Source organism: Bacillus sp. A260 (genome assembly GCF_009861435.1).
Classification (GTDB): Bacteria; Bacillota; Bacilli; order Bacillales; family Bacillaceae_G; genus Bacillus_A; species Bacillus_A cereus.
Map to the genome: position 1 here is coordinate 1844312 of NZ_CP046398.1, position 13850 is coordinate 1858161.

Below are 13850 nucleotides of genomic sequence, written 5' to 3' on the forward strand. Positions count from 1 at the left end.
TGGAAAAAGCGAGGTGAAAAAAATTAATAGAGAGAAAGGGGGGAGAAATATGAAAGCAACAGGAGTTATTCGAAAAGTAGACGAATTAGGACGAATTGTTATCCCTAAAGAATTACGCGATGTATTGGGAATACAAATCAAATCACCGCTTGAAATTTTTGTAGAAGCAGATAAAATCATTTTACAAAAATATCAACCTTACAATGCTTGCCAAATCACAGGTGATGTTTCAGAGCAGAACATATCATTAGCAAATGGAAATATTACTGTTGGGATAGAGGGAGCGGAATATTTAGTAAAAGAAATAGAAAAGTTTTTAAACAAGAGTGAGGTTTAGTCTTAATTTATATTATTTTTCAAATTACATATCATTCTTTTAAAAGACTGTAAGAGGACCATTAATTGGTCCTTTTATTTTGGTTATTAGTTGAATGACCCAGGCTGTTATTTCCTATAAATCATAGGGGAAATACAAAAGTAGTATAGAGTTAGTAAATGATGTTGAGAAATATTTGAAAAGAAGGAAAACAAAAAGAATAAAACGAATGTTACATTTACACGTATTCAAAAGTGGTCTGAAATGAAAATAATACATTTTCAGGAGGGATTACGATGAGTAGTACAGTGAATAAACAAAAAGGTATACAATTGATTCCATTTACCGTAAATAAGGTTGTAGAACAAGTAAATGAAATTCCACCAGGTGTACAACTGATTCACGCTCCGCAAGTATGGGGAAAGAGTGTGAAGGGGCAAGATGTAGTCGTTGCCGTATTAGATACAGGGTGTGATACTAATCATATAGATTTAAAAGATCGTATTATCGGGGGAAGAAATTTCACAAAAGATTATGAAGCTGATCCAAATGTGTATCTTGATAATAACGGACATGGTACTCATGTCGCGGGGACGATTGCAGCAACTGAAAATGGTGTCGGTGTATTAGGAGTTGCACCACTTGCTAAAATGTTAGTATTAAAAGTTTTAGCGGGAGATGGTTCTGGAAGTTACGAGCAAATTATTGAGGCAATTCATTATGCTGTAAATTGGAGAGGGCCGAATCAAGAGAAAGTGAGAATTATTTCAATGTCACTTGGTGGTCCGCAAGATGTTCCAGAATTACATGAAGCAATTCAAAATGCGGTAAAGCAGGATGTTCTCGTCGTATGTGCTGCTGGGAATAATGGAGATTGTAATGATAATACAGAGGAACTAGATTACCCAGGTGCTTACTCGGAAGTAATTGAAGTCGGCGCTGTCAATTTAGAACGGAAAATCACATGTTTTAGTAATTCAAATCAAGAAATTGATCTAGTAGCGCCAGGTGATGAAATATTATCTACGTATCCAGATGGGAAATATGCAGTGTTAAGTGGAACTTCCATGGCGACGCCGCATGTTGCTGGAGCGCTTGCCTTGCTCATTAAACAGTGTGAGCAAGAATACGGTCGAAAGTTATCAGAGCCGGAAATATATGCACAACTTATTAAAAGAACTGTACCTTTAGGGTATGAACGTACATCCGAAGGTAATGGATTATTAGATTTATTAAAAGAATAGAGAATACTAAAAAAACATTTCATATTCATATGAAATGTTTTTTTAGTATGGTTCTGTCGTATATAATACTTCCCTATTTAAAGAGTCTTATTTTTGTTGAATACTTTTTCTTTGTTTTATTTTTTGTGACAGGAATTTTGTTTGTATTAATGATGAGGCACTTACAAAACATATCTAGTGTAGCAAGAGGAACAGGAGCCGCGCTTGCAAATGCTTCTATGTATATTGGTCAAATGATTGGTGCGGCAATAGCAGGAATGTTATTTGCAGTATCTCACAATTTTATACATATAGGTAGTTTTACTACTTTACTATATATAGGAGCTTTATTTTTGTTTAGAAAAAGTGAAAAACTTACTGAAAGTAGTGAAACAGGAATTGCATCATAAAGCTTGTATAAATATTTCGCAAATCAGAATTAATAAGAGTGTGAATACATGAATGTGCTTTTAATTAAAGTAGTTACTAAAAGTATAGAAATAGTAGAAGAAATGTATTGTAACAAAGTTATGAGGAATCAAAAAATAAAAATCCCTATAAAGATAGGGATTTATATATCGGCATATAGTTCCTTGGAAAAGGATATACTTAGTTTAGCATATCGGACTACTTATATTTGTGAAATAGATGTGAAAGTAATGTGAAAAATGCCGAAGGAAAAAACTATTTAAATAGGGGGCAATTTAGATGGGGATATGGATTTTACATAAATGTTGTGTTATATTTCTACTTATCTGTTAATAATTACATATTTTAATTTTATTGGGGATAAAAGGGAGAGGTTTAAATGCAATGGTATTTGAAAGCTCTAAAGAATTATGGGAATTTTAGTGGTAGAGCTACGCGAAAAGAGTACTGGATTTTTAGTTTATCCAATATCGTAATTTTTTGGCTACTGTTATTTTTATCATCATTTTCAGAGGTGTTAGTTGCTATTATTGCGTTGCTATTTATGTTAGTAATGATTAAACCAAGTTTTTCGGTTGGTGCACGACGATTACATGATATTGGGAAAACGGGATGGTGGCAACTATTAAATTTTGTACCGTTTGGTAGCGTTGTTTTACTTGTATTTTTTATCATTGAAAGTGAAGAAAATGACAATCAATACGGACCAAATCCGCATTCAGATTTAAAAGAAGCGATTTAATAAACTTATTTAGTTTGTAGCATTACTAGTTCAATTATTTTATCTATTATTAAAATGGTTTGCGTGGGCTAATATTATTAGGTTGATCTTTAGGTCTAGATGACTTTTGAAACTGTAAAAATGGAAAGATAAAGGCAGAGAGAATATAGCATGGAAAGAAAAAAATTCTAAATAAAAAGCACTGTTTTAGCTAATGTAGCTAAAACAGTGCTTTTCTCTTTGATTGAACAGTTGCAGCATTTTCATCATGTATACCTGCATCTTTAATAATTCGTTGTTTTGCTTTATTTAATAGATGGTTTACTGCTTCACCAAAATAGTTAGCTTCGCTTTTTGTGCGGGCTTCTCGTAAACATTTATAGTTTTCTAGCAGTTCCTCTTTTTCGGAGTTTGTTAAGAAATCTTCTATTTTCTTTTTTGTCATACGAAACACCCTTTCTCCTGACAAACGACGCAATAGAAAATATTTATTTCTCATTATAACAATAATTTTAAAAGAAAGTATACACTAACGTCGCAATAATTTGTCAATTTCTTGAATCTTCTCATCAGCTTTCCCAATTTGCGTATTTTTAGCCTGTTCGCCACCAAGAGCTTGATGTAGTAAGAAAGTTTGACCGGAAATAGCAGTTACAATGGATACTTTTATAATTTCTTTTATTGCGGTGACATCGAATAAAACGAGCCCAAGAAGTGCGGCTAGGCTACCAGTAAAAATGTCAGTTAAAAATCCAAAATGAAAAAATGTTTTCAAACGGCGTGGAAGCAATAACTTACCTTGGTTATTGATTAGATGGGAAACGAAGCCGGTAATGCCACCAACGAGAACAGCGGTTAGCCATTGATACATTTCCATCGAATCCACTCCTTTTAGTGAATAAGATTCGATTATTTTATATTGATTCCTTTTAATATTTCATATAAGCATATTGAGAAAGTTTGTTTGGGTATATTTTGTATTCAATTTAATTATAACAGAAAATTTCGAAAGGTTTCAGTCTATTATATGAATCATTTTTACAATAATATGAATGCAGAAAGGGGTGCGTGATATGAAGATAGGTTATCGAATAAGAAGTGTAGATGGTTATACAAAAACTATAGGGGAATTAGTAAGCATGCTGGAGCATACGAGGGCTGTAACATTAGGCGAAGTAAAAAATTTATTAGTTGAGCAATTAGATTTAATTATGCAGAGCAGCGGAAATTCAATTGGCGCCTTATTAAAGCATATAGCAGCTATTGAAAAAGTTCATCAGCTTATTTCATTTCAAAATCGTGACTTTACAAAAGAAGAATTAGAAATATGGGAAGATGCACTGTATTTAGGGGAAGCAGGTAGAGCGATCCGTGGTCATGAAATACAGTATTATGTACAACTTCTACAAAGTGTTCGAGAAGAATCTCTGAAGTATTTAAGTGAACAAAGTGATGAGTGGCTCATGTCAGAAAGAAAGTGGCCTAACGGTGTAATATATAACCAGCACTATCTTTGGTATCATGTGCTAGAAGATGAAATTAGTCACCGAGGACAAATTAGAATGCTCAAAAGAAAGTTGTTTGAAAATTACGTTAAATAATGTAGCTTTTTATAGGAGAATTCCATATAATGAGAGTAATTAAAAGAAGAACGGGGTGATGTATTATGGCGAAAATAACTTATATGAATAATAAACCAAATACAAAGGTGGATGGAAAGGGCGAGACTATATAAGTGAGCGCACGATCCTTCCGCTTAGCTTACACTAGGGAGGATATCAATTTGAATCAAAATATTTTAGAATCGTTCGGCTGGGATTCTTTTTTTGAGGAACAAGCTGTTGAGAACTTTGAAGTAGGACGAATTTTACTCGAGCATAAGCATATATATCGAATTATTTGTAATGATGGTGAGTATATGGCAGAACTGTCTGGGAAGTTTCGGCATGAAGCAGTTACGAAAGGCGATTATCCAGCAGTTGGTGATTGGGTGTATATAAAGAAAATAGAAGATGAAAAGAAAGCGATTATTCATCGTATTTTCCAGCGAAGAAGCCCTTTCTCAAGACAAGAGGCTGGAACAAGAACAGAAGAACAGATTATAGCAGCAAATGTAGATTATTTATTTTTAGTGAATGCACTTAATCATGATTTTAATGTTAGAAGGATGGAACGTTATTTATTATTAGCGTATGAAAGTGGCGCTATGCCAGTTATTGTTTTAACAAAGAGTAGTATATGTAATGATATAGAACAAAAAATTGTAGAAACGGAAGCTATAGCAATTGGTGTTCCTATTTTTGTTGTTGATAGTTTAGAGCATACAGGTATTGATTCGTTGAAACAATTCGTTTCTTCAGGGAAAACAATTGCTTTAGTTGGGTCATCAGGGGTAGGAAAGTCAACTTTGTTAAATGCGCTAATAGGAATTGAGGTAGCAAAAACGGGAGATATACGTGAGGAGGATAGTAGGGGAAGGCATACGACAACGCATCGAGAGTTATTCCAATTGCCAAGTGGCGCTCTCGTAATTGATACTCCCGGTATGAGGGAATTGCAACTTTGGGAAGGAAGCGAAGCGATTCAAACAACATTCTCTGATATTGAAGAACTTGCGACAACATGCCGTTTCCGTGATTGTAAGCATGAGAATGAACCAGGGTGCGCGGTGTATAGTGCAATTGAAAACGGACTTATTACGATAAATCGTTTGAAAAGCTATAAAAAATTACAAAGAGAACTGGCGTATTTTATAAGAAAACAAGATGCAATCCTTGCCAGAGCAGAGCGTGATAAGTGGAAAAAGCTTTCTAAACAACATAAAAAAATGTAAAAACCAAAGGGGCACCCTTTGGTTTTTTCTATTTGTAAATTTTATAATAATATTATTTATATATATAGACAAAGGGAAGTTAATTGTTTAAACTTTACAAAGTATTCATCATAATAGGTTATGAAAATAATAATTAGGGATTGGGAAATATTCATAATTAACTCAATTTAACTTTTAAATTTGAAAATTAGGAGGTTCATAATGGGTAAACTATTAAATTTGTTTCGTGATATGAAAGTAGCAAAAAAGCTATTAATTTCATTCTTTGTAATTTTAATTGCGGCTGTGTCTATTATCGGAGGCATGTCTTATCAAACAGCCAAAAAGAATTTTGAATCGCAAATTAAGAGTAGTGCCAACGACAATATAAAAATACTGGATAATTTAATCAATCAAATGATTGATGCAAAATTTAATGATGTGAATAATTTTGCACGGGTGATTCAGGGGAATATGTATCAAGGAGATAATCAGGATGAATTAAGAAAAATGTTATCTCAATATATAAATTTAAATAAAGATATTGAACAAGTATATGTTGCCGGAAATGATAAAAAATTTGTACAAGAACCAAATATACAAATGGCAGCAGACTATGATCCAACAGAGCGTTCTTGGTATAAAGATGCGGTTGCAAAACAAGGTGGTATTGTTGTTACTGAGCCATATAAGGCAAAAGGAAATGGACATATTGTCGTAACAATCGCAAAACAAACAGAAGATAAAAATGGAGTTGTTGCGCTAGATTTAAGTTTAGATAATTTATTAAAAACATCAAAGTTAATTAATATTGGTAAAAAAGGATATGCCTTCATTTTAGATGGAAAGCAAAAAATAATTGCTCATCCACAAGAAAAATCAGGGGAAAAAGCGGCTGATTCTTGGGCAAAGAAAATTTATGAAGATAATCACGGTGCTTTTTCATATTCTTATGGCGGTAGTGAAAAGAATATGGTATTTGCTACAAATGTAAAAACAGGTTGGAAAATTGGTGGGACGATGTACTCAAGTGAAGTAATTGAAGCTGCTCAACCTGTATTTTATAATATGTTAATTGTTATGCTTATCTCATTAGTAGTAGGCGGGGCACTTATTTATTTTGTAACACTTTCAATTACGAAGCCTTTAAAGAGATTAGTTGTTACCTCTAAAGAAATAAGCGAAGGGGATTTAACGCAAACAATTGAAATTCATTCTAATGATGAAATCGGCCAACTTGCTAAAGGTTTTAATGAGATGACGAATTCGTTACGGACGTTAATTGGAAGAATTAACGATTCAGCTGGGCATGTTGCAGCGGCATCAGAAGAGTTAACTGCAAGTGTAAGGCAAGCAAGTGAAGCGACTGAGCAAATCACAATCGCAATGGATGAAATATCAAGTGGGGCAACGACGCAAACAACAAGCGTAGAAAATGGCGCTATGTTACTGTTTGATGTAACGGAAGGAATTCAACATGTAGCAAATAGTTCATCATCTATTAATACGGCTTCTGCACATACTCGTGAAAAAGCAGAAGATGGTGGGAAACTAGTAGGAAGAACAGTAAACCAGATGCAGTCTATTGCAGAATCGGTTTCACAATCAGATGCAGTTATACAATTACTAAATAATAAATCAAAACAAATTGGTGATATTTTAGAAGTAATTCAAAATATTGCAGATCAAACAAACCTTCTAGCTCTAAATGCGGCGATTGAAGCCGCAAGAGCCGGTGAGCATGGAAGAGGTTTCGCAATTGTTGCAGATGAAGTGCGTAAATTGGCAGAGCAGTCTAGCGTATCTTCTAGTGAAATTAGTAAATTAATATGTGAAATACAAGATGATATGGGTAAGACAGTCAAATCTATGAATCATGTAAATGAGGAAGTTCAATCTGGACTTGTTATCGCAAATGAAACGAAGCAAAACTTTGCTGAAATCTTACAATCTACAAATGAAATAGCTAATCAAATTAAGACGATGGTTGAAACGGCTAATGGAATGTCAAAAGGGGCAAATGAAGTATCTATTTCGGTAGGACAAATTGCAATGACAGCACAAAATAATGCGACAAGCACACAAAATGTTGCGGCTTCAGCTGAAGAACAGCTAGCTTCGATGGAGGAAATTGGATCTGCAGCAGGCACGTTATCTCAAATGGCTGAAGAGTTGCAAGGACTAATTGACAGATTTAAAGTCTAATAGAGAACAGACTATCCCCTAGTAGCATTATGCCAATAGAGGGTAGTCTGTTTTATTGTGTAAAATCAAATGGAGATGTAAACTTCCTTTATGACGTTTAAAATGGTATTTTGCATAATGTTTGTCGAAAAATAGAGGTATTTGTTAGCTTTGTGTATAATTATTAACGTATAGAATACAAATAAAAGGAGAGTATTATGGGAGTGTATTGGGGGACAAAAAGACATTCTTGGCTTAGTTACGTCTCATTTTGGCTAAGTATTTCATTTTTTATTGTTTTTCTAATTGAAGTGTTTATATTAAAAACACTTTCGAATAGCTCGGTGCAAATTGTTAAATATTTTTATTTTATATTTGTACCAGTAAATATTTTTCTTAGTTTAAAGTTACTATTTAAGAAGAATGAAAAGAAAGCGTTACCTATTTTTAGTTTCATTGTCTCATTATTATTTGCAATTTTAATAATCGTATTAGTTTTAGCAGCTATAGGGAAGGTCTTTTGAGGGGAGTGGTATAAGTCACTCTCCTTTTTTATTTGTGGTAGTCTTACTATATATAAAAGTGTGAATGCTGTGAGCTAATAAAAGCAGAGAGTAGACAATATTTGCATGGATTAAAGTCTGTCGTTATTTGAACTTGTAAGAGTGTATGGAGTAATGAGGTAATATACATAATAATGGAGATAGAATTAGTTATTTTATAAGTATGTATGAAGCAAATGAATACGGTAAGAACGTTGATATATGGTACAATAGCTATGGATAGTGATAGAGATAAAGGGTATATAAAATACTCATCGTTTTTTAGTAAGAGAGGGGTTATCTTATGCTATACGAGGATTTGGAGACATTATTTCAAACAGCTCCGAAAGAAGATAGAGGCGGATGGAAATATATAATCCAAGAACAAAATAATACATTTAAAATTGTTGATGAAATACTGAAAAATCAAATGAGTGTCGAATTATATTTTAATGAATACGATGAGGTGAAAATCACTTTATATAAAGATGGAATTCCCATTACGACTATGCAAAGAATTGCGATTTCAAAAGTTGAATTAGACGAAGATGAAGAAGGTATTCAATTTGTTTTAGAGCGCATGCCTAGTCGAATGATTCGGTTGCAGTTAAAGCCATATTTAGCATTAGAAATGGGACCGTACTGGGAAGTATGTGATGATTGTGAATGAGCATAAAAAAGCATCCAATAACATGGATGCTTTTTTATGTTTTTTGAAGTTGTTTAAACGCAATGATTGGCAGTATAACAATACTTACCCATCCGATGATAGGATATAGAATGTGAAGTAAGTCACTGTAACCGATGTAGCTAAAGCAATAACTAATTAGTAAAATGAAGAAAATAATATTGTTATTTTTCCACCCAGTAATAGATTGCATCTGTTTTGTCATTCCGAACACATTACCAACTAAAGTTGTGAAAACTTCACCGAAAATAATGAGAACGAAAAAGAAGTGAAAAGTTGCATTAAATCTTCTTATGACTTCAGCCATTGGGATGTTATATTGGTAAAATTGATCGACTGATAAGATTGCTAAATGGCTGCATAATAAAATTAAAGAAAGTCCAGCACCACCTAAAATCCCACCCCAAAAAATAGCTTTTCGGTCCTTTACTTCACTGGCTAATGGGACGAGAACACTTTGGGCGAGAGAAAGATTTAAGGCGACATATGTAATAGGGCTAGTAATCCATTTCATATTCCAGTTCTCTGCAGGAATAGTGTTATTAATGGAAGGTGTACCGTGAAAAAAGGTTGTAATAGCAAGTCCGATAATAAAAATCATCATAATAGGTACGACAAGTGTATTTACTTCAAAAACACCTTGTAATCCGCGGCTACTTATAATAAGACAAGCGATAACTGTAATAAGAATACCGAGTTGTCTTGGTAAGCGAAGTTGCTCTTCAAATACTGCACCAGCCCCTGATAACATAACGCTCGTTACGCCGAATAAAACGAGTAATAATAATGTGTTTACAACATTCCCAAATACATCCCCAAATAAATATTTGTTAAATTCTTGCGCTGAAAATGCCCCGATTTGTGATGAAAGTAACATCATCTTTGTGCCAAGCCAAATAAAAAAAAATCCACTTACACATATGCCAATTGTCCCGTATAATCCATTCACTGTGAAAAATTCAACAATTTCTCGTCCAGTAGCAAATCCAGCTCCAACGACAGTTCCGATATAAGTAGCGGCTACTTTCTTTGCTACTTGCCATTGTTGATTGTCCATGTTATCCCTCTTTCTACTATGATGAGCTTGATGTACTATTATGCATATGTATGAGCTTGGACAATTAGACGTATGAAGTGTTTGAAAAAATACATGAATTTAATGATATTAGGGAAGCATTAAAGGTGTTAAAACTTTGTTACATATAAGCCAATTGTTCGAAAGGAAAGGGAATGTATGGTAAAATGTAATTAGGTTATTAAAAGATAAACATTACAAAATGATAAGAGGAGTGATTGTATGAGTACGAAAACAAATGTTGTTGAAGTATTAAACAAGCAGGTAGCAAACTGGAATGTGTTATATGTTAAACTACATAATTATCACTGGTATGTGACAGGGCCACACTTCTTTACATTACATGAGAAATTTGAAGAGTTTTATAATGAGGCTGGAACGTATATTGATGAGTTAGCAGAACGTATTTTAGCTTTAGAAGGTAAACCATTAGCGACAATGAAAGAATATCTCGCAACATCTAGTGTCAGCGAAGGGACAAGCAAAGAATCTGCAGAAGAAATGGTGCAAACATTAGTGAATGATTATTCTGCACTTATTCAAGAATTAAAAGAAGGTATGGAAGTTGCAGGTGAAGCTGGTGATGAAACATCAGCTGACATGCTGTTAGCAATTCATACAACATTAGAACAGCATGTATGGATGCTAAGTGCATTCTTAAAATAACGATAAATATAATAGAAACCCATTGAAAAATTATTTCAATGGGTTTTTTTATGATTTTTCAGTTTTCTTTTATGCTATAATATAGTAAAAAGGAGGCGATGCGATGTTTCGCTTTTTCAGAACTGGAAAAGAAGAGCGGGAAATTACGAAAGATGAATTAGAACAAGCGATGGCTCAGTTTTTAGAAACGAATGCTAATATCGTTTATACAGTATTAGTAAATGAAGATTATACAGTAAATTATGATTTGTTAAAACCGTATTTACCTGCATTTCCAACAAATGATTTTCTCATAACGAAGGAAACGCTTGAGGTATTTGAACATACAGCAGAAAATTTAAGCCTAGTGAAAGAAATTGATGTCGTACAAAAAGCAGTAGACCAATACGTAACAGAAAAAGAAATGTTCCCAATTGTTGAAGGTAGCGAAGATCGCCTCATATGCGGAATGAAGCTAGGACCTTACTTAAATCGTAGCTTAAAAAGAGACTTATATATTTCAGAAAAACATTATTTAGTTTCAAGTAAACCAGATAGAAAAAAACAAAAGAGCGGGTAGATGTAATGAAAACAACAATACATATATTGTTGTCTTTTTTTGTTTGTTAAAATATTGATTTTTCAGTCTATTATTATTTATACTAAATGTATTGGACAGGGAAGAGTAACTATTAAGCATCATTTTGAGAATAAGGTATTGTTAGCGTGGGTTATACAAAGTGGTATAAAGATTCGCAAAAAATATTATAAAAGGTTTCGGGGGAATTGGTACATGAAAAATAGCATGACTTACATTCAATTATTAAATGAAACGTTACGTTGTTATGCAAATAAAGGAAGTTTTGAAGCGTACAATTATATAATGGAAAACGCTACAGGTGTAATAGGGAATGAGGCGCAAATATATAATTTTAAGTATGCACTCGCAAGTGCATCGGGACTTGAAAAAGAAGCATTACATTTAATGAGAGAGGCCATTATAGAAAAGGGATTCTGGTATGGAAATGAGTATTTAATTTCCGACGAAGATTTAAAATCACTACATAAATTTGAAGAATTTCATACAATGGTGCAATTATGTAAAGAAAGAGAAGAATTAGCACATAAAAAGGAAAGACCAGATGTGAAATATATATACAGCAAGAAAGAAGGAAATCTACTACTTACATTGCACGGTGACCAAGAAAATATTCAAATAGTAGAGCCATATTGGAAATCAGTTTTGACACAAGATTACACGTTAGCTTTACCACAGTCTTCACAAATTCAGTTTTCAGATGGATTTGTTTGGGATGATATAGAGAGAGGGAAAGAAGAATTAAAAGGGCATTACAATAAGTTTATAGAAAACCATACAGTAGAAAATGTAATCATTGGTGGTTTTTCTGCAGGGGCAAGAGTAGCTTTATATACGATTTTGCAAAAAGATATAGAGGTTGATGGTTTTGTTTTTATGGCACCATGGCTTCCCGAGATTGAAGAATGGGATGAGTTGCTAAGAGTGCTGCAGGATAAACATATAAAAGGATATATAGTATGCGGGGATCAAGATGAAGATTGTTTCGAATCCACGCAGCAATTTGTACAACTATTAAGAGAGAAGAATATAGAACATAAGTATAAAGTTGTGCCTGACTTAGATCATGATTATCCTATTAACTTTGAAGAGCTATTAAAAGAAGCTATTGAATATATAGGAAATGAAAACAATAAGTAGTAAGAAAAAGAGATGCATCATATGTGATGCATCTCTTTTTAGAATTATAAATTAAAAGCATTTGCTAATAAGCGATAAGACTTTAATTTATGTTCAAATTGATGAGTAATCGTGACAATCATAAATTCGTCAGTATTGTATGCTTTGCTTAAGTTTATTATTTTTTCTTTTACAGAAGACGGATCACCAACAATCATACGTTGACGATTTTCTTTTATACGGAATAAATCATAAGCGCTGTATGAATAATTTTGAGCAGTTTCAATAGAAGGTGTACCAGTAGTTCGTTTTCCTTGCTCTAATAATAAGATTGATAAATCTAAACTAGAAGCAATTTTTTCCGCTTCTTCATTTGTTTCTCCGCATATAACAAAGATGGCAACGATTGAATTAGGCTTATCTCCTAAAAATGAAGGCTGATATTGTTCTTGGTAAGCCCTCATAACTTCAGGGCCTCCGAAGCCGTTAATAAATTGTGCAAATGCGAAAGAAGCTCCGTTGTTTGCAGCAATTTTAGCGCTCTCTCCGCTAGAACCGAGCATCCACATTTCAGGAGACGTTGGGATAACTGGAGTGGCTTTTAAGTTTGCATAGTGATGGTTTTCTGGTACTTGATCATGTAAGTACATTGCAACGTCTGCAATTTGTTCTGGATATTGATCAAGTGAGACCATTTTCCCTTCTTGAAGTGCGCGAGTTGCTATTGGCATACCACCAGGAGCTCTACCAACACCGAGATCGATGCGGTTCGGATACAATGCTTCTAGAACACGGAAATTCTCAGCAACTTTATATGGGCTATAATGCGGTAACATAACACCACCTGAACCGACTCTAATACGGTCCGTTTTAGCGGCAATATGAGAAATAAGTATTTCTGGACTTGAACCAGCTAAGCTTACGGAATTATGATGTTCGGATACCCAAAAACGTGTGAATCCGAGTTTTTCAACTTCTTGTGCAAGCGTAACTGTATGTGAAAAAGCTTGGGCTGCTGTGCTACCATCTGAAATAGGTGATTGGTCTAATACACTTAACTTGATCATAGAATATACCTCTCAATCTTAATGTACATCCTATTATATATTTACTTATGAAAAATGCGTAGTGAAATGCTCAAAATGAAAAGCGGATAATCTTATTTCCGCTTTTAACGAGAAAATCCGCGTTCATAATGATTCATTTCGACTAGATTTAAAATATATTCATAGTTGTCAATTTCACGTTTTAGTTGTTCACGTTCTTTTTCAGATAGTGTCATATTGCTAAGTTTTTTACATAAGTTTTGTTTCTTTAATTCTAAATGCTTTTTTGTAGCGTGGTAATCATAAGTATGTTTCATTTTTTAGTCACTCCTTCGTTGCGGTTGTTATATTATACGAGGCATAAAGAAATATGAAATCTGTCTCTTATGTACTTTTAGTGAATATTCAAATTGCAATGGTGTTATGTTTATGGGGATTTATGAATAAAATGC

General features: G+C 33.6%; 17 protein-coding genes and 1 pseudogene. 13 read left to right on the forward strand and 5 right to left on the reverse strand.

What is annotated here, in order from left to right; translation table 11 throughout:
• The first annotated feature begins 49 nt into the window (after positions 1-49).
• The 5 genes and pseudogenes from GD442_RS09420 (at position 50) to GD442_RS09440 (ending at position 2710) form a co-directional block, all read left to right on the forward strand.
• A complete protein-coding gene (locus GD442_RS09420; RefSeq protein WP_000648324.1) occupies positions 50-337 on the forward strand; it encodes an AbrB/MazE/SpoVT family DNA-binding domain-containing protein in 288 nt (95 codons plus the stop codon).
• A 275-nt stretch (positions 338-612) separates the two neighbouring features.
• A complete protein-coding gene (locus tag GD442_RS09425) occupies positions 613-1560 on the forward strand; it encodes a serine protease (protein WP_000099762.1) in 948 nt (315 codons plus the stop codon).
• Positions 1561-1601: 41 nt separating this feature from the next.
• Positions 1602-1949 (forward strand): annotated as a pseudogene (locus GD442_RS09430) (MFS transporter); the annotation flags it as partial.
• Between the two features lie 48 nt (positions 1950-1997).
• Positions 1998-2204, forward strand: coding sequence for a hypothetical protein (locus GD442_RS28365; RefSeq protein ID WP_001101741.1), 207 nt, complete (start codon positions 1998-2000; stop codon positions 2202-2204).
• A gap of 143 nt (positions 2205-2347) precedes the next feature.
• Entirely contained in the window at positions 2348-2710 is a 363-nt protein-coding gene (locus tag GD442_RS09440) for a DUF805 domain-containing protein (protein WP_159365081.1), read from the forward strand.
• Positions 2711-2909: 199 nt separating this feature from the next.
• Here GD442_RS09440 and GD442_RS09445 read toward each other — a convergent pair whose 3' ends face one another.
• Together GD442_RS09445 and GD442_RS09450 are read right to left on the reverse strand one after the other, a co-directional pair.
• The gene (locus GD442_RS09445) at positions 2910-3134 is read right to left on the reverse strand and encodes a hypothetical protein (protein ID WP_000162602.1); all 225 of its coding nucleotides are present in this window, start codon (positions 3132-3134) and stop codon (positions 2910-2912) included.
• Between the two features lie 84 nt (positions 3135-3218).
• The gene (locus tag GD442_RS09450; protein ID WP_000426317.1) at positions 3219-3566 is read right to left on the reverse strand and encodes a DUF4257 domain-containing protein; all 348 of its coding nucleotides are present in this window, start codon (positions 3564-3566) and stop codon (positions 3219-3221) included.
• Positions 3567-3762: 196 nt separating this feature from the next.
• Here GD442_RS09450 and GD442_RS09455 point away from each other — a divergent pair, with 196 nt between their 5' ends.
• From GD442_RS09455 to GD442_RS09475, 5 genes are all read left to right on the forward strand, one after another.
• Positions 3763-4290 (forward strand): DinB family protein, encoded by a 528-nt coding sequence (locus GD442_RS09455; RefSeq protein WP_000690662.1) that lies wholly within the window; start codon positions 3763-3765, stop codon positions 4288-4290.
• 182 nt (positions 4291-4472) lie between these two features.
• Positions 4473-5522 carry a ribosome small subunit-dependent GTPase A gene (rsgA, locus tag GD442_RS09460; RefSeq protein WP_159365082.1) on the forward strand — a complete coding sequence of 350 codons (1050 nt, stop codon included), beginning with the start codon at positions 4473-4475 and terminating at the stop codon, positions 5520-5522.
• Positions 5523-5723: 201 nt separating this feature from the next.
• The gene (locus GD442_RS09465; protein ID WP_000517284.1) at positions 5724-7706 is read left to right on the forward strand and encodes a HAMP domain-containing methyl-accepting chemotaxis protein; all 1983 of its coding nucleotides are present in this window, start codon (positions 5724-5726) and stop codon (positions 7704-7706) included.
• Positions 7707-7903: 197 nt separating this feature from the next.
• Positions 7904-8209, forward strand: coding sequence for a hypothetical protein (locus GD442_RS09470; RefSeq protein WP_000539569.1), 306 nt, complete (start codon positions 7904-7906; stop codon positions 8207-8209).
• Between the two features lie 322 nt (positions 8210-8531).
• Positions 8532-8897 carry a DUF3979 family protein gene (locus GD442_RS09475; RefSeq protein WP_000965068.1) on the forward strand — a complete coding sequence of 122 codons (366 nt, stop codon included), beginning with the start codon at positions 8532-8534 and terminating at the stop codon, positions 8895-8897.
• 34 nt (positions 8898-8931) lie between these two features.
• Here the strand turns inward: GD442_RS09475 and GD442_RS09480 are convergent, their stop codons facing one another.
• Positions 8932-9972 (reverse strand): YkvI family membrane protein, encoded by a 1041-nt coding sequence (locus GD442_RS09480; protein ID WP_000370204.1) that lies wholly within the window; start codon positions 9970-9972, stop codon positions 8932-8934.
• Between the two features lie 240 nt (positions 9973-10212).
• On the opposite strand from GD442_RS09480, the gene GD442_RS09485 reads away from it, so the two are divergent.
• From GD442_RS09485 to GD442_RS09495, 3 genes are all read left to right on the forward strand, one after another.
• Complete coding sequence (locus tag GD442_RS09485; protein ID WP_000105199.1) at positions 10213-10656, forward strand: Dps family protein; 444 nt, start codon at positions 10213-10215, stop codon at positions 10654-10656.
• A 103-nt stretch (positions 10657-10759) separates the two neighbouring features.
• Positions 10760-11215: a DUF3939 domain-containing protein gene (locus tag GD442_RS09490; RefSeq protein ID WP_000488210.1), complete on the forward strand. Its 456-nt coding sequence runs from the start codon at positions 10760-10762 to the stop codon at positions 11213-11215.
• A 213-nt stretch (positions 11216-11428) separates the two neighbouring features.
• Positions 11429-12373: an alpha/beta hydrolase gene (locus GD442_RS09495; RefSeq protein ID WP_000798317.1), complete on the forward strand. Its 945-nt coding sequence runs from the start codon at positions 11429-11431 to the stop codon at positions 12371-12373.
• A 44-nt stretch (positions 12374-12417) separates the two neighbouring features.
• Here GD442_RS09495 and GD442_RS09500 read toward each other — a convergent pair whose 3' ends face one another.
• Together GD442_RS09500 and GD442_RS09505 are read right to left on the reverse strand one after the other, a co-directional pair.
• Positions 12418-13419 carry an LLM class flavin-dependent oxidoreductase gene (locus tag GD442_RS09500; protein ID WP_000594045.1) on the reverse strand — a complete coding sequence of 334 codons (1002 nt, stop codon included), beginning with the start codon at positions 13417-13419 and terminating at the stop codon, positions 12418-12420.
• Between the two features lie 104 nt (positions 13420-13523).
• Positions 13524-13715 carry a DUF3896 domain-containing protein gene (locus tag GD442_RS09505; RefSeq protein ID WP_000683368.1) on the reverse strand — a complete coding sequence of 64 codons (192 nt, stop codon included), beginning with the start codon at positions 13713-13715 and terminating at the stop codon, positions 13524-13526.
• Positions 13716-13850: the final 135 nt, after the last annotated feature.